Raw genomic sequence first — 21,783 nt, forward strand, 5'->3', positions numbered from 1 at the left:
TACCAAGGAGAGATCGAGGAGGAGAAGTATGTCCAGTGTATATTTTGATGATACAAAAGTTAAAGATTATCTGACCAAAGAGGAACTGCAAAGGATGAAACCGGAGGTTTTATCCGCCGAAGAGACCTTGGTGTCTCGTACCGGAGCAGGTAAGGAGTACCTTGGATGGTTGGATTTGCCGGTTCATTATGACAGAGACGAATTTGGACGGATCGAAAAAGCGGCGAAAGAGATTCAGGAACATTCCGATGTGCTGCTGGTAATTGGGATTGGCGGATCCTATTTGGGCGCCCGCGCCGCCATTGAATTTTTGCGTCATAGCTTTTATAATATGGTTTCGCCCGAAGTCAGGAAAACTCCGGAAATTTATTTTGCCGGTCACAATATCAGCAGTACATATCTAAGGGAATTGATGGATGTGCTGGAAGGAAGGGATTTTTCCATTAACGTGATTTCAAAGTCAGGGACGACCACGGAGCCGGCTATCGCGTTTCGAGTATTCCGAAAGCTTTTGGAACAAAGATATGGAAGAGAAGGCGCAGCCAGAAGAATCTATGCTACTACAGATCAAAAACGTGGCGCATTAAAGAAGCTGGCGGATGAGGAAGGTTATCAGACCTTTGTGGTACCGGACGACGTGGGCGGGAGGTTTTCTGTCCTGACAGCGGTTGGCCTTTTGCCAATTGCAGTAAGTGGAGCAGATATAAAGGCGCTGATGGAAGGAGCGGCAAAAGCCAGGGAACGGGCTTTGACGCTGCCCTATGAAGAGAACGATGCGCTGCTCTATGCGGCGGCGCGGAATTTCCTTTATCGGAAAGGAAAAGCCATTGAGGTGATGGCAAATTATGAGCCGGGCCTTCACTATTTTTCAGAATGGTGGAAACAGCTTTATGGGGAGAGTGAGGGAAAGGAACAAAAAGGAATTTTCCCGGCGTCCGTGGATTTGACGACGGATCTGCACTCCATGGGCCAGTTCCTGCAAGATGGCAGCCGGTTGATGTTTGAGACTGTACTGGAAGTGGAAACTCCCCGTGCCTTTCTTGTTCTCCCGGAAGAGGAGATGGATTTGGACGGTCTGAATTATCTGGCCGGACAGACCATGGATTTTGTCAACAAAAATGCGATGAACGGGACCATTTTGGCCCACACCGACGGTCAGGTTCCCAATTTGGTGATTCATATTCCGGCTCAGGATGAGCGTTCTTTAGGGGAACTATTCTATTTCTTTGAATTTGCCTGCGGTGTCAGCGGTTACCTTTTAGGGGTCAATCCGTTCAATCAGCCGGGGGTAGAGAGCTATAAGAAAAATATGTTTGCCCTTTTGGGAAAGCCGGGTTACGAAAAAGAGCGGGAAGAGCTAAAAAAGAGATTGTAAGAAAAAGCTTTTCCGGGTCGATAAGAGAATGGATACGATACCAACAGAGGAAGTTATGGAGAAGGAGAGAAAAGTCAGTTGGAAGCGCGCCTTAACAGTCTTTCGGGTCATGTTCAAGGTGGGCTTCTTTACGTGGGGAGGCGGTTGGGCGATCATTGCCCAGCTGCAAAAGGAATTTATTGAAAAAAGAAACTGGATGAGTCAGGAAGATTTGGTCGATATTATTTCCGTCGGCCGTTCGATGCCTGGGATTATGATTATGAACGTCAGCGTCCTATTTGGCTACCAAATCGGGGGAATTCCGGGAGTGATCTGCTCCGTACTTGGCATTGCCTCACCGTCAATTTTGGTGCTGATTCTTGTGACAGGATGCTATACGCAGTTGAAAGATAACATATACGTCGCAAAAGCGCTGGTAGGCGTTCGGGCAGCGGTGATTCCCATTATCGGTGGAGCCGCCCTTAAGATGCGAAAGACAGCCTGGGTGGATAAAATCGGGTATCTCATTACAGCCGCCGCTTTTTTGCTTTGTTTGCTGACGCCGCTTCACAATATTTTTATCGTTCTGGCTGGCGTAGCGGCAGGGTTGATTCTAAAAGGGGGGAAGCGGAATGGTATATCTTAACCTGTTTTTCGCATTCGTCCGGATTGGCTTTTGCAGTTTTGGGGGACTTTCGATGATCCCGGTCATCAACCAGGAAATGCTGCAAAATGGGTGGATGACTTTGGAAGAGGTGGCGGATATTGTAGCCATTGCAGAGATGACGCCAGGGCCGCTCGGAGTAAACTGCGCAACCTTTGCCGGGATGCGGACCGCTGGAATTTTGGGGGCTTTGTGTGCGACCTTTGGGGTGTTAGTGCCCTCCCTGACACTTTGTCTGCTGGCCGCAGTCTTTATTCAAAAAGTAAAAGGCAGTCCGCTCATGGAACACGTGATGTATGGGGTCCGGCCGGTTTGTATCGGGATGGTACTTTACGTGCTTTTTACGTTATGTGGAAGCAACTTTTTCCCGGAAAGCACGCTGGAAAGTTTTTCTTTAAAACCAGTGTTGATTGCCGGTATTGTGGGCGTGGTTTCCTGGAAGAAAAAGGCGGGAGTTCCCGTGTTGATTGTGATAGCGGCTGTTCTTGGATTGATTCTAATTTAGGAAGATGGAAAGGAGTTCTATGGAAACCGTTCTCGGATTATTGCTTCCTTTTGGGGGAACTGCTGCCGGCGCGGCGTGCGCATTTTTGTTAAAACGGGAGATCCATCCGCTGGTGCAAAAGGCGTTGCTTGGATTTGCTTCCGGCGTGATGGTGGCGGCCTCTGTGTGGTCTCTGCTCATTCCTTCGATGGATATGGCGGATTTTATGGGGAAGTTTGCCTTTCTCCCTGCGGCGATAGGATTTCTTCTTGGCATCGGCTTTTTGCTGCTGATGGATCGATGGATTCCCCATCTGCATATGGGAGGAGAGAGGGAAGGAGCGGCATGTGCCTGGAGAAAGACGACCATGCTGTTCTTTGCCGTGACGCTGCACAACATTCCGGAGGGAATGGCGGTGGGCGTGGTTTTTGCAGGGATGATGTCGCAGAACTCAGATATTACGATGGCAAGCGCTTTTGCACTTTCGATCGGTATTGCCATACAGAATTTTCCGGAAGGCGCGATTATCTCTCTTCCTTTAAAAAGCGAGGGGGTAGGAAAGGCACGCGCGTTTCTCTATGGCGCGTGTTCTGGGATTGTGGAACCCATTGCGGCGGTGGTTACGATCTTACTGGCCTCCTTTATTACGCCCGTTCTTCCGTATTTATTATCCTTTGCAGCAGGAGCTATGATTTATGTGGTGGTGGAGGAATTGATTCCAGAAGCCAGCGAGGGAAAGCACAGCAATATTGGAACCATTGGCTTTGCAGCTGGTTTTGTTTTAATGATGGTTTTAGATGTGGCGCTGGGATAGCTGCATAGAAGTTTAAAGAATCGAAAAAAGGAATCGCTTCATGGTCGATAGGGATCAGAGAGCGATTCTTTTTTTGTTTTAGTTCATCAATCGTTGAATGTCTACATTTAGCACTTTTGCGAAAACCATCAGTTCATAATCAGCGATAAAGCGAGAGCCGTTTTCAATTCGACTGATGCTGTCCCGTTCCAAGGTAATGCCCTCTGTTTGAACTTTAGCGGCCAAATCGGATTGCGAAAGACGATTTTTCACCCGCATTTCTCGTATCCTTTCTCCACAAATATTTTTCCTTCCTTGGTAGGTATAAATTTTCATTTCTTAAATCTCCTTTAGTGATAAACATCAGCAATTTTCTTGACATTAACATATGAGCAGCAGAAAAACGTGTTAAAGGTCAGAATATGGAAAATGAAGGAAAAAAGTCGTTGGATTTGAGGGATATGCGCTTTTTTGTTTGTGCCTTGACGCTTTCTTTGACGGTTTATGCGATATAATAAAATTTCAGATAAGAATTTCTGGAAGAAGCAATATCACGTTGTAATAGCAGAATTGTTTTGGAAAAATAAGGAAAATGTTATATTTAAAAAATATATGGGGGGGGGGTATAAAGAATTAGAGGAAAGAATGGGGGATTTTAGCATAAAACAGCAAATATTAAGGAAATAGATCTTGACAATTCGACAAAATATTGGTATTTATAAAGTATATTTAAATTGGGTGATTATACAAAATTTTCCAAATTTGGCAAGCTGGGAAAGGTCTAGGGTTGCCTTATCAAAAATTTTAGTAAGGAGATATGTTCATGAAAAAGAGGTGGCGTATACGGGCAAAAAAGATGGTTGCGCTGTTTCTGTGCGTTGTCACGTTGACGAGCAATCTGTCGTCGGCGATGGCAATGAATCTGGATGGAAATGGCGTCTATTCGAATGGAGCGGCAGGCGAAGCCATGCCTGCATCCGACGGTGACGTGACGCAGGAACCTGCGTTAAGCGTTGCAGTATCGGAGAACGCTGGGGAAAACGCCAGTGTAAACGCTCCGGGCGACACGCTGAGATTTCAGGTAGATCCAAGCGTATCCGGCTTTGACGGAACGGTGGTTTATACCTATCGATGGGAGTATGCTCCGATTCCTGCTCCGGATACGGGGGAGGTTATAGAAGAGAGCGCATGGCAGGAAGTGAAACCGGAGCATGCGGAGAACCCTTTCTATGGGGCAAGAATAACAGAAAATTGTCTGGAACTGAATCTTCCAGACGCAGTTGCTGTGCGGCAGACGCTGGCGAACAGCACGGTGCGCTGTAAGGTTACGGCGCAGTTTACCATGGATGGGGAAGATAAGACACTTAGTGCGGTCGGAGACTGTGTTGATATCACGGTGGATCCCCAGCTTTTGGATTATTCTCTTGACGTAACCTTGAAAAGCGGAAACGTCAGCTTTCAAGCTGAGAATGATGAACTGTCTGTCACGGTGGTTCCTGTGCTTTCCGGCGTTGCGCCGGAAGATAGAAGTTACAGCTACGGGTGGAATTATCTGGCGGACGACGGCACGTGGAAGCCTTATACGGAGGACGGTGTTTTTAGCGGCGCGGTCGTATCGAGCAGCAGCGGAGCTGGCGCGCAGTCCGTATTTCGTTTTCCTCTTCCGGATACGGTTGCCGCACGGCAAGCGATAGATGGAAAGAAGCTGCAGTGCGTGGTAACAGCGACTGCCGGGGATGAAACGCTCACGGAGACTGTGGAGACCCAGCCGGTCAGCGTCGCGTCCAGCCTTTTAGATTATTCTTTAACTGCCGCCGCAGATCATGACGGTACGTTGTCAGTGACGGAGGAGAGGGATATCTCCGTTACGGTAACCCCGACGCTTTCCGGCGTTGCCCCAGGGAACAGAACCTATACATACCAGTGGGAATATTCTACCGACGGAGGTACTACCTGGGGGCCGGTTCCTGCTTCTGCCAATATCTCCGATACGACAACCGGTGCGGCGGCTAAGTCTGTAATCGTCATGCACCTGCCCAGCAGCAAAGCGGAACGTATTGAGATGAACGGTGCCATTTTGCGTTGTACGGTGACGGCAGTACCGGAAACGGGACATGCGCCTATGACGGTCGTCAGCGATGCGAGAATATCCATTAGCGACGAACTGTTGACTGGATTCCAATTATCTGTTACGAGTAAAGCGGGCGATAATGCCGATGCGAAGTATCCGGAAGAGGAACTGCGTATTTCGGCTGTCGCCAGTGTAACCGGTGCGTCGGAGAGCGGCGCGGATCCGGTGATGAACTACCAATGGCAGTATGAAAAGAATGGGAGCTGGGTGAATCTTACTACCGGTGCTGGCAGCCCGTTTCAGGGAGCGGCTACTGTGGAGGCGGAAGATCATAGCAGCTCAACGCTGTCTTTGATTTTGCCCAGTGAAGTGGCCAGGAGGGCGGCTCTTAACGGAGTGAAGGTACGTTGTATCGTCACGTTAAAAGATGGATCTGTGACTTTGACCGAGACAACGCCGGAGAAGACGATCACGGTAGATTCGGCGCTGCTGCAGGATGGTTTTACGACGCCAAGCTGGATTACGCCGGCTTTGGAGGTAGAACAGCTGGTAGGAAGCATCAACCAGATCAATACTGAGGGGGAGAAGTTTGTCTATATTGCGCGGACAAACCCTGTGTTTACTGTGGAAGACCCGAATACCCAGAGCGGAAAAGCGGAAAATTACCGGCACAACTGGGAGTATCGGGACCGCAAAGAAGGATTTTGGCGCAGCATTGACACGGTGCCCGATGAGTTTAAAGAGTATTTTTCTGTGGAACAGGGTGTCAGTGAAAATGCGAACTTGAGCACGCTGACAGTGACATTGCCGCCGGTCGGTCCCAACGACGATTATTCTAAGCGCGTTATACTAAATGGTCTGGATTTCCGCTGCGTTGGCACAGTCAACGCCACTGCGCTTGAGACGACGGCAGAAGGGACGACGGAAACCCCGATGGGGATATTGGCAGCGGAGGCGCCGACTTCTACGCTGCTTATCAATCAGTCTCTGTTGGCGCCCCAATATGCGAATACCAAAATTATTGTGGGTATTTTGCCTATAGGTGCAGCAGATACCAGCAATCCCAATCAGACCTACTATGACTATGAAAAGCCTTATCAAAAGCAGGCGTTTGAGGAAGGCGTTTCCGAACGTCGGGTAAAAGACGCCATGCCGCAAACGATATGGGTGGTTTATGAAGATAATACGGGCGCAACTACCCTGAAGACCGTGGAGGTTCCGGTTCAGTGGGAATACCGGGTAACTTCTGAACATCCGGCCTACGATTTTAACGCTTCCAGAGCGCAGTATTTTTACGATGTAGAGCTTCAGGATGCGATCAATGAGATGAACCGGAAGGAGCAGGAAAAGTATCAGGAAGAACACGGCAATGACGAGAACTTCAATATTCTCAATGCGCCGCGGTGGATGCTTTCCGGAGAACTCAATGGTAAGCTGCCTTTTAACAAAGTTTGTTGGAATACCGAGCTTTACGATCTTGTCGATAATACAAAATATATTTTAAAGACGCCGAACAGCCTCAGTGTGGGGCAGAATGGCACCGATGCGTTGGGCAATACGTTTGTCCGGGATACCAATACAAGAACCGAGTTGGAGCAGCGCCTGTGGTTGGAAGAGCACTATCCGGTAGTGGAAGCTCTGATGAAAGACGTGGTATCCGATGAGGATAATGCGGCGCCGATCCGAGTCAGCGTTCCTGTTACCTGGGTGAAGTTCCGCGTGGACGAGTATGACGCAGGATCGGAAACCATGGTCAACCGCTGGCTGAGCGGCAGAGAAAACGGCACGGTTCAGGGAACCAGAGCCGCGGCTGCCAGATGGGTTTGGCAGGCGGTTCCGGATGAACGGTATGTTCTTACCGGCCAGCTGGTAGAGCCGATTCAGGCAACCTTCAGTTGGAGCCGTATCATCGACAGAATTCTTTATGCGCAGAATGCTGCGGGAGCGCAGTTGACGAGAGTGGATCTAAATAATGCCAGCCAGCTTGGCAGCCGTCTGCCGGCAAAGCTTCTGGTTGAGATTAAGAGCCCGTTCCTTGGAGAGACCAACGATCAGATGTCGATTGATATTGACGCGGCTTCATGGCTGGTAAGCGAGGGACGTGTGTATGATGAAACCCAGGAGTGGAGTTGGCGTCATCTGACGGAGGACGCGGACCCTGTTACGGAGGTGGGGACGACTTCACCTGCGGGTGTTCTCTGCGTGACGCCGGCCCTTACCGGCTACACGTATACCAGCAATGCGGATCCCGAACAGGCGAAGGTCTGGTATCAGTGGGGGAAAATTGTTACGGCGCTGAAGCGCCCGGATGGTCAGCCTTTTGATCCTTTCTCCGCGGCAAAGACGCCGATTAAAACCATAAGCCTGACGCCCGCGAAGGTGGATAATTCGATCAAGTGGGCGACTGTTACCACGAATGGAACGCTGCCCACGACCTTAAGTGGTTCCGTGATCAATAAGCCGAATGTGACCGATCAGGATGTCAATAATGTTCCGATCGCGTGGACGAAGCCGGCGAAATATGATGAAACAGCGGAAACCGGGGAATATCTGCCGACCTTTGCTCTTGGCAGCGGTTACTATATGGACGAGCAGCTGCTGAAGGACTTGAACGGCAGACAGCCTTTTGCGACCTTAAAGTGGAAGGTGCCGAAGGCGACGAGCGCCGGAGATACCGGCGTTGTAAAATCCTATCCAAAAGGAAACTCCGATGACACATTCAATGTGGTTGGAAGCGCCAGCAAATTTGGGTCGGAGATTAAAACAGCCTATAGCAATCAGGGCTGGCATGTCCAGTATCAGCTTGACAGTACCAAAGCTGCTTTTAACTTTGCTGGACAGGTGGGGAAAGAATTTAATTTGGGCAGCAATGTTTACTACAAGATTGAACTGCCTCCGGCCGGCGGTAACAACTATGTGAACATGAAGGTTACCGTAACAAACAGGGACAGCGCCAATCACAACGTTGGTATTGCCTGCGGTACCGACGTGCAGATTAATACCAATGACAGCGCGGCTTGTAACAAAACGGCACTTGGATTCCAGATGTCCAATGGTTCAGAGGTGTTCAACTGTATCGTAAACTCGAGCGTCACCGGCGAGACCAGCGCTGACGCCAAATGGGTCGGCCGGTACAGTGGCAATCCTGGCACAAGCAGCTGGACGGGATATTATTGGGCGGACAGCAGCGCTTCAAGCGTATCGAACGTGGACTCTGCGTTATGTTTTTCCTGGCAGAACCGCCAGCTGAAGCCCGGCGATTCCATCGTGTTTTCCGCGTGGTTCGGAGTCGGTACGCCGGCCAATGAGCCAATATTAAACCAGAGTACCTCAAAGGCCACGATCAGCGCGAACGGAACTACCGTGAATATCGACGGCCGTGTGGCGGATGACAGCGGCAGAAAGCTTACGTTATACTATACCTTTGATAAGGGTATGGAAGGGGAGAGCAATGAGCTGCGTCTGAACAGTACGCCGGTTACCGCCACGGGAAGAAGCAATTATGTACCGATCGCGGGCGCGGTGGAGAAGCCTCTAAACTGGATTGAAGGCGAGTATCACACGGTTACCATACAGGCATTTAATGAAGGCGGTATGCCTTCGTCCCAAAAGACGATCGCACTGGTTGTTGAGAAGGATGAAGAGGGGAATGAAATCCTTGTCTTTGCCGAAGATGCTACCGTTCGGTTTGACAAGGGTACGGGAAGCGGTTATTCCGTCAATGGGGCTCCGCCCGCCAATATTGCCGCCCACAAGCTGGAACCGATTACTCTGCCCAGGTCGACGATGACGGCTACAAACGGCTACAAGTTTGTAGGTTGGGAGTACAAGGGTATCATTTATCCTGCGGAGAACCAATTTACCGTGGATGAAAAGGATGTTACATTGACGGCAAAGTGGATTCCTGGCAACCAGATCATGTACTATGTGGATACCTATGAGATGGATACCACCGGCACATATACAAAGGTCGGTTCCGTCATGCAGATCGAGGCTTCCGGAGCGAATCCCATTGTCTACACGCCTGCGGAACGGGAGGGCTTTACGGTAGACACGTCCCGATCTACTTTGTCGATACCGGCGCAGGATAACAAACATATTGAAGTATATTACGCTCGTAATGCGTATACAGTGACTTTCCATAGCGGAAGCGCGCCGGGACTTCGGGAACCGTTCAGCCAGCAGAACAATGTGAGACATGGTACGACGGTTACCGGTATTCCTACGGCGGGCCAGCTTTCCGGACGTCAGGATGCGAAATATTTCAATTTTGGCGGCTGGTTTACGGAGCCCAATGGAGAGGGAGAAGCAATCACTGGCGATACCCTTGTGACAAGTGATATCGATGCTTATCCGAAGTGGGTTCCGGTCATCGGTTCCGCACAGATTACGTTTGATTATAACTATGCCAACCATGCGCAAGGTGTTTCTCGAAAGGATCAGATCGAGTTGACCCCAGTCTACCATGAGCATGCGGACGGTGATCATACGGACGGCGAATATCGTTACAGCTACGGTGCAAAGGTCGGCCAGACGCCGGTCACTCCTTCTTCATGGAAAAATACGGAAGGAAAGATTTTTGGCTTTGTAGACTGGGTTCTGGTAGACAGCGCAGGCCGGCCTACCGAGACGGTTGTCTCTCGCGGAGACGAATTCAAGAATTTTGAATCGGTTACTGTAAAAGCGGTTTGGCAGGAGGCCTATGAGGTCGCCACTTCCTGGATTGGAAACGGTAAGGTGAATACCAATGCCAGAATCGCCGCGGATGGCAAGGCGCTGCCCTTTGGAAAGGGCGACAATGCCATGGTTACCTGGGAAGCAAATCCTGGGAACTCTGTGAAACATGTTTATATTGATGGTGAGCTGAGAGATGAGCTGATCCGTGACGGCGGCTGTTTCTTCGATAATATTCAGGAAAATCATACGGTTTATGTGATCTTTGGCGCTGGATCTGGGTCGGAGGATGAGACCACTCAGAACGTGTACACGATTACCACGGAAGGTATAGGCTGCGCGTTCACCAATCCTTCCAGCGGACATGAGAGAGTGACGGCTGGTACCAATTATACGGTTACCTGGAAAGGTGCGTCCGGCTACAAACTTTCTTCCGTTACGGTGAACGGTATGCCCATCAGCGTGGAAGCGGATGCAACCAGCTTTACTTTCAGCGGTATCCGCCGTAATCAGAACATTAAAGTAGAGTATGTGCGCGATACCACTGGCGGGGGAGGCGGCACCACGATTGTGAGAGGCCCTTACCGCATCGAGACAAAGATTATCAATGGCGCGGGCATCACCGAGCCGCAGACGGTCAACTATAATCAGAATTGTACCATCAGCTGGTCGGTTCCTTACGGCTTTATGGTAAGTCAGGTTCTCATCAACCATGTTGCCATGGATCCGAAGCCTACTGGAAATAGCTATACGTTCCGTAATGTGATTCAGAATGGATCGGTGGAAGTTCTGTGTGTAAGGGATCCGAATATACCGGTTATTGGTCCGGTTGTATCGACCACCATCGCAAACGGAAGTATTACGCCGACGACGGATGTCGGGCTGCTTCACAAAGGCGACAATCACACCGTCGAATGGTCTGCTTCCAGTGGATATTATGTCGCTCAGATCCTGATTGACGACGTTTTGCAGGGAGAGACGGTAAACGGCGAGTTCCGTCCGGCGATCTTCTATAGCTATACTTTTGAAGATATCCAAGAAGACCATCGGATCGAGGTCAAGTGTCTGCCGATTACCAGCGGTGAAGACGACCCGGCTCCGACGCTTCATCACATTGAAACTGGTATGATCAAGGGCGGCGTAATCGATCATCCGAGCGATTTGCCGGATCATTCCGACGTCACCATCACCTGGACGTTGGCGGCAAATCACCGTGTGGTCAAGGTGCTGCTGGACGGTCAGGAAGTGCTGGATGGAGAGGGAAATATTCCGAACGGCGCGTTTACGTTAAATGATATTACTGCGGATCACGAATTCCAGGTGGTCTGTGAAAGAATTCCAACTGGCGGCGGGGACGACCCTACGGAAAACAAGCACAAGGTCACCACAACGATCAATTATGGTACTGCCGATGGCCAGAAACTGGTCAGCGACGGAGACAGCTGCACGGTGAACTGGGCTCCGCCTGCCGGCTATCATGTCACAAAGGTGGAAGTAAACGGTGTGGAGCAGGCTTACCTGACGGGAAACAGCTGGACCCTGGACAGTGTGAAGGCGGACGTTACGGTGAAAGTGACCTGTGCCGCGGATACGGTTCCAGGCGGCGATACGCCCGGCACGCCGCAAGTTTACTATCTTGTGCCGGAGATTATCAACGGCGGTTCTGTTACCGGTGGCGGCACCGTGCCGATTACCAAGGACGGACGTTTGAATTGGACGGTGGCAGATGGCTATCATGTCACCGGCGTCTACCTGGACGATGTACCGGTGGCGATTGCCGACGGCGCGACCAGCTATACCTTCAGCCATACCAAGGCTGTGGCAGGAACGACGTATCATTTTAAAGTTGTTTGCGAGCTGATTGCCTATTACCATGTAAGAACTTCGGGTACGGGGATTTCGTCCATCACCACGTCGGCGGATCCGCTCTATGGGGAGGACTACAAGGTTACCTGGACGGTGGCGGACGGCTATCGGATCAAGGAAGTTACCCTGAACGGCGCGCCGGTTGCCGTGACTGGAAACGCATTTACCTTCACGAAGGAGAATACGGCGGCGGACGGCACCTACAACCTGGACGTTGTTTGTGAGCGGATATCTTCCTACACGGTTACCACCGGTAAGAGCGGCATGGGTACGGTATCCCCCTCCAAGACGCTGAATCAGGGCGATGCGAATTATGAGGTTACCTGGACGCCGGATCCCGGATATCGCGTGAAATCGGTTACGGTTAATGGCGCGGCTTATACGGGAGACAGCTATATCTTCAAATATGAGGACGGGAGCGATGCGACCGTCAGGGTTGAGTTTGAAGCGATCCAATACTACACGGTTACGACATCGAAGCAGAACGTGCAGGATATTACGCCGGCCTTTGGCAAATATCCGGTGGATGAGGATTGCACTGTTACCTGGACGCCGATGGCGGGCTATCACCTCACGGCGGTCAAGGTCGACGGCGCAGAGCAGAGCTTCACGGCGGATCAGACCAGCTATACCTTCGATCACAGCACGGTTGCAGCGGATCATGCGTATCTGTTTGAGGTGATTTATGAGCGCGATCCGGAAGAAGTACCGCCGGAAAATCCGACATATACGGTTACAACGGTTGCCGTGGGCAATGGTACGATTTCCAACTCCAAGACGCTGACAGCGGCGGATGAAACCTATCCCGTTACCTGGAGCGCGGCGGAGGGCTGGCAGATCAAATCGGTTACCGTGGACGGCGCGGCTTACACGGAAAGCGACTATACCTTTGCCTATAATGATCATAAGGATGTGACGGTTAAGGTCGAGTTTGAGGAGATCCAGCATTACTACGTTACGATTTCCGCGCAGAATGTTCATACCATCCGTCAGGTCAAGGCATCCGGGGAGTATGCGATGACAGAGGATAGTACGGTGGTATGGACGCCAATGGACGGTTACCATCTTAAGGCAATCAAAGTCGACGGTGTAGAGCAGAGTTTCACGGCGGATCAGACCAGCTATACCTTTGATCACAGCGCGGTTTTGGCGGAGCATGAATACCGGTTTGAAGTGATTTATGAGCGCGATGCCAGCGGCGGAACGCCGGAAGATCCGGAACAAAATTACCGGGTAGAGACCGCAGGCCACTTCACGAAGACATTGACAAGCAGTGCGGATGTGAAGGTGGGCGAGGACTTTACGGTTACGTGGACGGTTCTGGAAGGTTACATGTTCCAGGGCGTTAAAGTGGACGGTGTGGAAGTGACGGCGTCCGACGACGGAAGCGGAAATTACAGTTATGTGATCTCCGGCGGAGATAAAACAGGAGGACAGACGGTTCAGGTTGAGGTGGCCTGCGAGAAGGATACCACCGGAGGCGATACGCCGGGGACGCCGATTGTCTATTCGGTCAGCACCAATAAAACCGGAGAGGGAAATATTTCTGCATCGAAGACGCTGACGGCGGCGGGCGAGACATACGATGTCGTCTGGAGCGCGGCGGAGGGTTGGCATATCGATAGCGTCACCATCGACGGCGTCGAGCAGCAGCCAGGTGCAGACGGAACTTATCCGGAAACATATACCTTCCGGTACGACGATGGCAAGGATGTAGAGATAAAGGTTGTCTTCGAAAAAGATCCGGAATATACGGTTCTGACAACTCTGGTCGGCAGCGGTACGGTTTCACCTGCGAAGACGCTGACGAAGGCTGGCGAGAGTTATGAAGTAAGCTGGAGTGCGATGGGCGGCTGGCATGTCAAGAATGTTACGATCGACGGCATCGGCCTGACCGACGCAGAGCTTGCATCCGGCAGCTACACGTTCCTCTACGACACGATGACCGACGATGTAACGGTTCGCGTTGTCTGCGAAAGAGACGAGGCGGTGACGCCTCCAACGCCGGAGCCTGTTTATACCATCACCACTGAATCCACCGGCAGCGGTTCTGTGTCCCGCGGAGCAACTTTGGCGCAGGGTGACGAGGACTATACCATTGTGTGGAATGCGGCGGAGGGATGGCATGTGAAGTCTGTCACCGTCGACGGTACGACGTATTCGGGAGAAAACTATGTCTTCTCCTACAGTATGAAGAAGGATGTCGTCCTCACGGTGGAGTTTGAACAGGACGCCGAATATACGATCAATACGCAGATCAGCGCTGGCGGTGCGATCAGTGCGCCCGCCACATTGAAGAAAGGTTCCGCTCCGTACACAGCTGCCTGGTCGGTAGAAAACGGCTATCGCATGACCAGCGTTACAGTCAATGGCGCTGCTTTGAGGGGCTATACGGATAACGGCGATGGAACCTATCAGTATACGTTTGATTATGATACGATGAGCGGAGATGTTCTGCTTCGCGTAACCTGTGAGGAAATCAATCCGCCGGAGCCTCCGGCAGGCTATACGGTGAGCACGCAGATTCTGCCGGGCAACGGTGTGATTACCGACAGTGGACGCGTGGACGAGGGAGATCGCTATCCGGTAACCTGGACGGCGCCCTTTGGATATCAGGTATCCAAGGTGGAAGTCACAGTAGATGGCGTGACCACTGATGTGACCGCGACGGTGAATGGCAGCTACACCTTTGAAAGGGTAAGCTCCAATTGCGCGATCACGGTTACCTGTGAGAAGGTGTCTACAGGTGGTGAAGAAGAACCGGAGGGCACCTATTACAATGTGGTTGCCGGCATCACCGGCGGCAGCATTGACGGTGGAAAGGTTTCCCAGCGAGTAAGAGAGGGCAACGCCTGCTCTGTCAGCTGGACGCCGGAGGAGGGCTTCTATATCTCGGAAGTCATCGTAGACGGCGAGAGCAAACCGATCTGTTCCAGTTGGACGTTCACGAATATTACGGAAAACCACAGTGTTCAGGTGATCTGCTTAAAGAGCGAGGCAAATGACACCTATTACGTAAATGTAGACGCCCTGGGCGCGTCTACCAATGGTACTCTTGAGATTCCGGTTGGTACGGACCATACGGTAACCTGGACGGCAAACCCTGGTTATCACGTGGTTTTGGTCACGGTTAATGGAAGCAATGTGGAAATCGGTGAAAATCTGAAGAGCGGCAGCTATGAGATTACCGGAGCGGCGAAAGCGGAAGAGTATGATGTGGTCATTCGCTGCGAAAAGGATGATCCGCCGGTTGTGGAGGAAGTCTATTACGACATCAATGTAACGGTTGAGGGTGGAACGTACAGTGGGGAAACCCATATCAAAGAGGGTGGATCCACAACGATTGCCTGGGAGCCGAACTTTGGTTATGTGATCAAGTCCATTACCATTGACGATTCCCCCAGGGCTCTAACCCTTTCCGAATGGACCGTGGAAAATATCGACAGAGATCACAGCATCCGTATTGTATTCGACGAGGCAGGCGCGGAAGTGCCGCCTGCGGACGCAGAGTATCTCATTACCACCTCTATCAGCGACGGAGGCACCATTACGCCTCCGATTACGGTGAAAACGACGGAGGAGAAGCAGAAACAGGTCATTACATGGGATGCGCCGGAGGGCTTCCGGGTTGCCAGCGTCAAGATCGACGGCATAGAAAGAAGCGAACTGGCGGCGCAGAAAACGATTACCTTTACCAATATTTCCGGCAATCACAGCGTGGCTGTTACCTGTGAACCGATCGTGAAGCATACGATTACGGCGGTGAACGGAAATGGCACGATTACCGCTTCCCCTGCGGAAGTAGAAAATGGCGGCAGCAGTACAGTGACCTGGAGTGGAAATCCGGGCTTTATCCTGGATTCTGTGACTGTGGATGGAAGAAAAGTATCGGTCGGTGCAGAGAACAGCTATACCTTTGAGAATGTGACCAAGGATCACACAATTGTGGTAGTCTATAAGCCGGATACGGCGGCCCATCCGGATAGCTTCTTTGTTGAAACTTCGATTGATCACGGTACGATTACACCGTCGATCACGGTTACGACAGCGGCGGAAAAGGCAAAACAGACGATACAGTGGCAGGTAGCGGATGGTTACCGTGTGAAACGAGTGACGGTGGATGGCAGGGCAATTTCCAATCCTGTGGGTAACGGTGAGTTCGTGTTTACGAACATTGCGGAAAACCACAAGCTGAGCGTGGAGAGCGAGAAGCTGCCTTCGTACACTATCACAACGGGAGCTGCCAATGTGCTGTCTATCACGCCGACAAAGCAGAATGTAGAAGAGCACAGTGACGTGCGGATCGACTGGATGCCGATTTCGGGCTTTGTTTTGAAGTCTGTGACGGTGGATGGCGATCCGGTGGATATTGGAGAGGCGACTTCCTATACTTTCCACGGGGTGGCCAGTGACCACAGCATTTTTGTGGAATACGTAAAGGAGGATACCTCTGGAGAAGAACCGCCTGCGCCTGCGGAAAAGGTGAAAATCACAGTGTCCGTCACCAACGGTACGTATACCGGCGGCGGAACCATGAACGTTGGTACAAGAAGCAATACGGTTACATGGACGCCGAAGAATGGCTACGAAGTCGTCAAGGTTTCTGTGGACAGCGTAGAAATGCCTGCTGAAGCAGTGGATAAGAACGGCGGCAGCTTTACCTTTACGGATATCACGGAAGACCACAGCGTTTCCGTGGAATGCCGTCGCATTGGCGATCAACCCGGCGAGATCGATCCGCCGGAGGAGCAGAAGGTTTACTTGGAGACCACGATTGTCGGCGGTACGTTCCAGCCGGATAATTCGGAAAACGGCGGCGTTGTGGAGCTCAATAAGGGAGCGGATTACACGATCAGCTGGACGCCGGACGAAGGGCTTGCGGTCCAAAGCGTTATCGTGGACGGCGAAGACCGGCCGGATCTCATTGCAGGCGGGAAATTGATTCTTACAGGCGTTACGGTTGACCATACGCTGCGGGTTGTCTGTGGGGATCCGCAGGATGTGCCGGAAGAAAAGGATGGTCCGTTCCATATTTACACGGATGTTAAGAACGGCAGCATCAGTAAGCCATTTGTTACAGATGAAGAGCACAATTCCTATACGGTGCGGTGGACGCCCAATGAGAAGTACAAAGTGGTTGCCGTTACCGTGGATGGAAATGCAAACGCACAGGCGTTGGCGGACGGTTATATTACCTTTAACCCGATTACGGAGGATCACACCGTTTATGTGTACTGTCAGCTGGATGAGGAGCATGCGCCGAAGGACAATCAGTATACGGTGGATGTAAGCGTCCAGAATGGTACTTACGGAAAGAGCGCGGATGTCGTAGACAAGGGCGGCACGGTGAAGATCATATGGAAGCCTTACGACGGGTATGAGATGACCAGCATCACCATCGACGGCGTCACTTACAAAAATGTGCCCAACGGTGGTCCGGACGGAGAGTATACTTTTAATAACATCCAGAAGAACCATACGGTAGAGATTGTCTGCGAGCCTTATGTGGAGAAGGTGCCGCAGTACTACAAACTGAACGTTAAGACGAGCGGCGGCGACGGTGCGGTGATTACCAACTCGAAGCCGGCGGTACTGGATGGTACCGAAGAGACCGTTACCTGGAAGGCAAAGTCTGGATGGCGGATTGACAAGGTAAGCCGCAACGGCGTTCCTTTGAGTGATGAAGAGGTCAGCAAGGGTGCGTTCACCTTCACAGTTAACTCGGATAACGAATTTATCGTGTATGTGAGCCAGCAGGGAGCGACGGATAGCGCGTTCGTACTTGTCAGCACGGCTATCGACGGCGGCTGGATCAGCAACGGCAGTACGGTGGAAAAAGGCGATGATTTCGAGGTCCATTGGAGACCGGCGGATGGCTACATCATCAAGAGCGTTACCGTGACTGACGCGAACGGCGCGGTAATCGAAAAGTTGGAAGGCGATTCCTTGCGCTCCCCGGACAATTGGAGCTATATGCTGACCAACCTTCAGAGCAACACTCACGTTAGTGTCCACTGTGAGAGACAGCCGGCAGGCGAAACTCCGATTGTTTACTCTTATCAGGTAGATACGGTCATTGAAAACGGTACGATTACCGGGGCGGGAACCGTTACCGTCGGTGCCAACCGTGAGGTTACGTGGAAGCCTGCCGATGGCTGCGAGGTAACGCGCGCTTACCTGTATTCCTTTAATGCGGACGGCACAAGGAACGAGCCGGTGGACATCGCGAATCCGGGCAACAGCTATAAACTGGAGAACATCCAAAACAATTATCTGGTCGAGGTGGTCTGCAAGCCGGTGGAAACCGGAGATGCTTACTCCTATGATGTGGAGACCAAGATCAGTAATGGTACGATTAATGGGCCGTTCATTGGTATGAAGAAGAACGATGTTGTTACCGTCCAGTGGACAGCGGCGGATGGATACCAGGTTGAGCGGGTGATCATCGATGGCGTGGAAAAGAGCGGCCTGAGAGGGAAGACCGAAGTAGAGATCGCCATTGAGGCGGATGATCATACGGTTGAAGTAATTTGTTCCCAGAAGAATCCGGTTACTCCGCCTTCTTCCGGAACGGAGAACTATATGGTTAAAACCTTCCTGTACGGCGGCAGAGGTGAAATTACGCCTTGGACTGGCTCAGAGAAGGGCGGAGACGTCCCGATTCAGTGGAAGGTCAGCGTGGATAACCATTACAAGGTTTCCAAAGTCTATGTAGACGGCCTGCTGACCCCGGTTAGCGAAGATAATGTTTATACCTTCGAGGGAATCTTGGATAACCATACGTTGGAGGTTTATCTGGAAGAAAACCTGGTGGAGGTTTCTATCAGTTATGAAGGCGAAGGTACGGTTAGTCCTTCCAGGACGATGTTCTGGGGCGAAAGCTACGGTGTTGTGAAAGGAATTCCTGCTCCTGGCTACCGCCTGGAAAGCGTAATTGTCAACGGTGTAGCGCTGGCCGAAGGCGAGACGGTTGATGAACTTTTGCCGAGGGCCGAATCAGGCGGAGGCATCATGCGGAGAGCGGTGCGGAAGATGGCCGCCCGGCTGGCAGAGCAGGATGCGGAAGAGTATCCGTATCAGAACCAATTTTACTTTGATACAGTGAAGCAGACGCAGACCATACACTATGTATTTGTGCCGGAAAGCGGCGCTCCGGTATACGCGCCTTACGGTGTCAGCGTCAATCTGATCGGCGGAAGCGGACTTCCGGATGCCAGCAAGAAGGTTGCAGTCGGCGCGGATACAAGCATCGGCTGGACCGTGGATGCGGAATATTATGTGGAACGCATTACCGCGGTCAGAAATGGATTGGAGACAGAAGTTGACGCGCTTGGCGACATCAATCTGAGTGCGGCTGGAAACAGCGCGGAGTTGACCAACGTGCAGACGGATACGGTCATCAACGTTTATCTGAAGCGTGGTACCATGCCTTCGAAGGAAGATATCAACGATTTCTCGTTGAGCATCGATATTGTCGGCCCTGGAAGCAATGACCCGAACAACTGGGTTGAGGGCGAGGGCGTCGGCATGCCGGCTGGAACTGCGACGGCCAAGTGGCATATTGCACCGGGTCATCGCGTGACCATGGTTACGGTGGATGGCGTGATCCGCGAAGATCTTTTGAATAAGGATCAGGTTCCGATTCTGATGAAAAAGGAAGATGTTGTCCGTGATCATCATGTGATTGTGTACCTGGACGGCGAGATCTTGCCGGGCCTTGAAAAGAAGGCGGGCGAGAGCCCTGCTACGGTTGACGATGTAATTCCTTATACCATTACCGTCTGGAATGAGACGGATGAGGCAATTTGGAAGAACGTTACGCTGACGGATAAGATTTCCGAAGGCCTTGATATGGATGTCTCCACGCTGAAGCTTTACCGCGTCGACAGCGATGGAAACAAGACGGAAGTGACAGGAGCGAAAACTGCCTATGACACGGCTACCCGCACCGTGACTTCTCAGGTCGGCGACATTGGAAAAGGCGTCAAGTATGAGCTGTCCTTTAGCGCAAGAGTGACGGAAGCCGCTGTTTTAAATGACATCGACATCGGAAACTCTGTGAAAGCGACAGGCAGTGTGAGCGGAGATCCCAGCCAGATCGTAGAGAAGGAAACAAACCTGGTTTACCCTGGCGGCGTGGAGTCTGTCATTCCGAAGACGCCAAAGCCAAACATCGTTAAGACAGTGGAAAGCAGCGATCCGTCCAGCAGCAATACCCACGTTGGCGATATCCTTACCTACACTATCGACGTTTGGAACGGGGAATCCGGTTCTGTCTGGAAAAATGTACAGGTGAGAGATACGATTCCGGAAGGCCTGGAGCTCTTTGCTAATCCTATTGAGGTGTTTGAGGTGGCCGGCGACAGCCGCATCCCGATGCAGGATCGGGCAAAGGTGGAGTATGATGAAGCCAATCGTATCCTTTCTGCAAGCCTCGGAGATCTGCTTTACGGCAGACATTATCTGCTTGTCTTCAAAGTGCGGGTGATGCCGGAGGCAGTTGGAGAGGATATTGGGAATGTCGGTCAGGTGGCCGGAAATGCGCCGGATAATACTCTGGCACAGGCAGAAACCGATCCGATTTATCCGAAGGAGTTGGATAAGCCTGAAAAAGACGGCGTTCAGCCTTCCGGGCCGAAGCCGGTGATTACAAAGACGGCAACCAACTTGACGCAAAGCGAGGGGCAAAGCCAAATTGGCGACATCATTGAGTATGCGATCACCGTGAAGAACGATCAGTTCGGTTCTACCTGGAAAAATGTGGTTGTCCGCGATCGTATTCCGGAAGGACAGCAGATAGCAGCGGAGAACATCATTCTGAGAACGGCGGACGGCGATACGGTGCTTGACCCGGCGGTTTATAACGAAGAGAGCCGCTTGATCTCCATCTATTTGGGAGACATTGGGTATGAGCAGAGTTACCAGATTGTCTTCACGGCTGAGATTACCGGCAGCATGAAGGATTATGATATCGGCAACATCGCATGGGCAAATGGCAAGAATCCTCTGGAACCGGGAGGAGAAGATCCAATTCCGGGTACGGATGATGAGACCAAACCTGGTGATCCGTACTTTAATCCGGACGACGATTGGGTAGACGAGGGCGGTACTGTGACCGACAAGGTTTATCCGAGTCCGGAGGATCATCTGCAGCATGCTGGGCCGTATGTGGCGAAAAAGAGTCATAATACCACGCATCCGAATGGTGAGACTCAGTTCGGAGACATTGTGGAGTATGAGATTGAGGTAGGCAATACGGCGGACAATTCCAAGTGGGATCAGGTGTGCATTGTAGACACGCTGCCAAAGGAATTGAAACCAGATTTGAGCCAAATCCTTCTCATTCATCCGGATGGGACGGTAGAAAAGCAGCGCGGACTGGCGGCTTACGATGAAACGGCGGGAACCATTACCGTTCGTCTTCCGGACAGCCTTCGCGATGGGGAAAACTATTGGCTGCGCTATCGTGCAAGGGTTGCGGAGGTTGACGGTGAAAAGCCGGCGGAAATCGTCAATAAGGTTGCTGTAACCGGTGTAGACTATGACGGCAAGATGCTTCAGGTGGATACACGAAGCGCGATCTCGTATCCGAAGCCTGTCCCGGCGGATCCGGAAAATCCCAGCGATATCGGGAACCAGGAACCGGGCTCTGGTGTCGGCGTAAAAACCGGTGACGATAGGAATCTTACAAAGTATGTGTTCTTGATAGTCACATCCGCTACGCTGTGCGGCGGCATTGCCGTCTATGGCAAAAAGAAAGAAAAGAAGAATAAGAAATCTTAACGGCATAAGCCGAATGAGATGAAAAAGCAGAGGCTGCTTCGTGAGAAGCAGTCTCCGCTTTTGTATTGATGGGGATTTATTATCAAAAACCTCA

The 21,783-nt window shown here is 51.5% G+C and carries 6 protein-coding genes; 5 read left to right on the forward strand and 1 reads right to left on the reverse strand.

From position 1 onward, the window contains the following. Positions 1–28: 28 nt before the first annotated feature. From ACCC71_RS00865 to ACCC71_RS00880, 4 genes are read left to right on the forward strand one after another with little or no spacing between them, the layout of a single operon-like run. Positions 29–1,375: a glucose-6-phosphate isomerase gene (locus ACCC71_RS00865; RefSeq protein WP_434310566.1), complete on the forward strand. Its 1,347-nt coding sequence runs from the start codon at positions 29–31 to the stop codon at positions 1,373–1,375. A gap of 55 nt (positions 1,376–1,430) precedes the next feature. Beyond that, complete coding sequence (locus tag ACCC71_RS00870; RefSeq protein WP_434310567.1) at positions 1,431–2,000, forward strand: chromate transporter; 570 nt, start codon at positions 1,431–1,433, stop codon at positions 1,998–2,000. Continuing rightward, positions 1,987–2,523, forward strand: a complete 537-nt coding sequence (locus tag ACCC71_RS00875; RefSeq protein ID WP_434310568.1) for a chromate transporter — start codon at positions 1,987–1,989, stop codon at positions 2,521–2,523. Before ACCC71_RS00870 ends, ACCC71_RS00875 begins: the two co-directional genes overlap by 14 nt. Before the next feature lie 19 nt (positions 2,524–2,542). After that, on the forward strand, positions 2,543–3,316 hold the full coding sequence (locus ACCC71_RS00880; RefSeq protein ID WP_434310569.1) for a ZIP family metal transporter: 774 nt from the start codon (positions 2,543–2,545) through the stop codon (positions 3,314–3,316). Between the two features lie 78 nt (positions 3,317–3,394). Here the strand turns inward: ACCC71_RS00880 and ACCC71_RS00885 are convergent, their stop codons facing one another. Continuing rightward, positions 3,395–3,631, reverse strand: a complete 237-nt coding sequence (locus tag ACCC71_RS00885; RefSeq protein ID WP_434310570.1) for a helix-turn-helix domain-containing protein — start codon at positions 3,629–3,631, stop codon at positions 3,395–3,397. A 487-nt stretch (positions 3,632–4,118) separates the two neighbouring features. On the opposite strand from ACCC71_RS00885, the gene ACCC71_RS00890 reads away from it, so the two are divergent. Then, complete coding sequence (locus ACCC71_RS00890) at positions 4,119–21,689, forward strand: isopeptide-forming domain-containing fimbrial protein (RefSeq protein WP_434310571.1); 17,571 nt, start codon at positions 4,119–4,121, stop codon at positions 21,687–21,689. Positions 21,690–21,783: the final 94 nt, after the last annotated feature.

Source organism: Hominifimenecus sp. rT4P-3, assembly GCF_051055405.1.
Lineage (GTDB): Bacteria > Bacillota > Clostridia > Lachnospirales > Lachnospiraceae > Pseudolachnospira.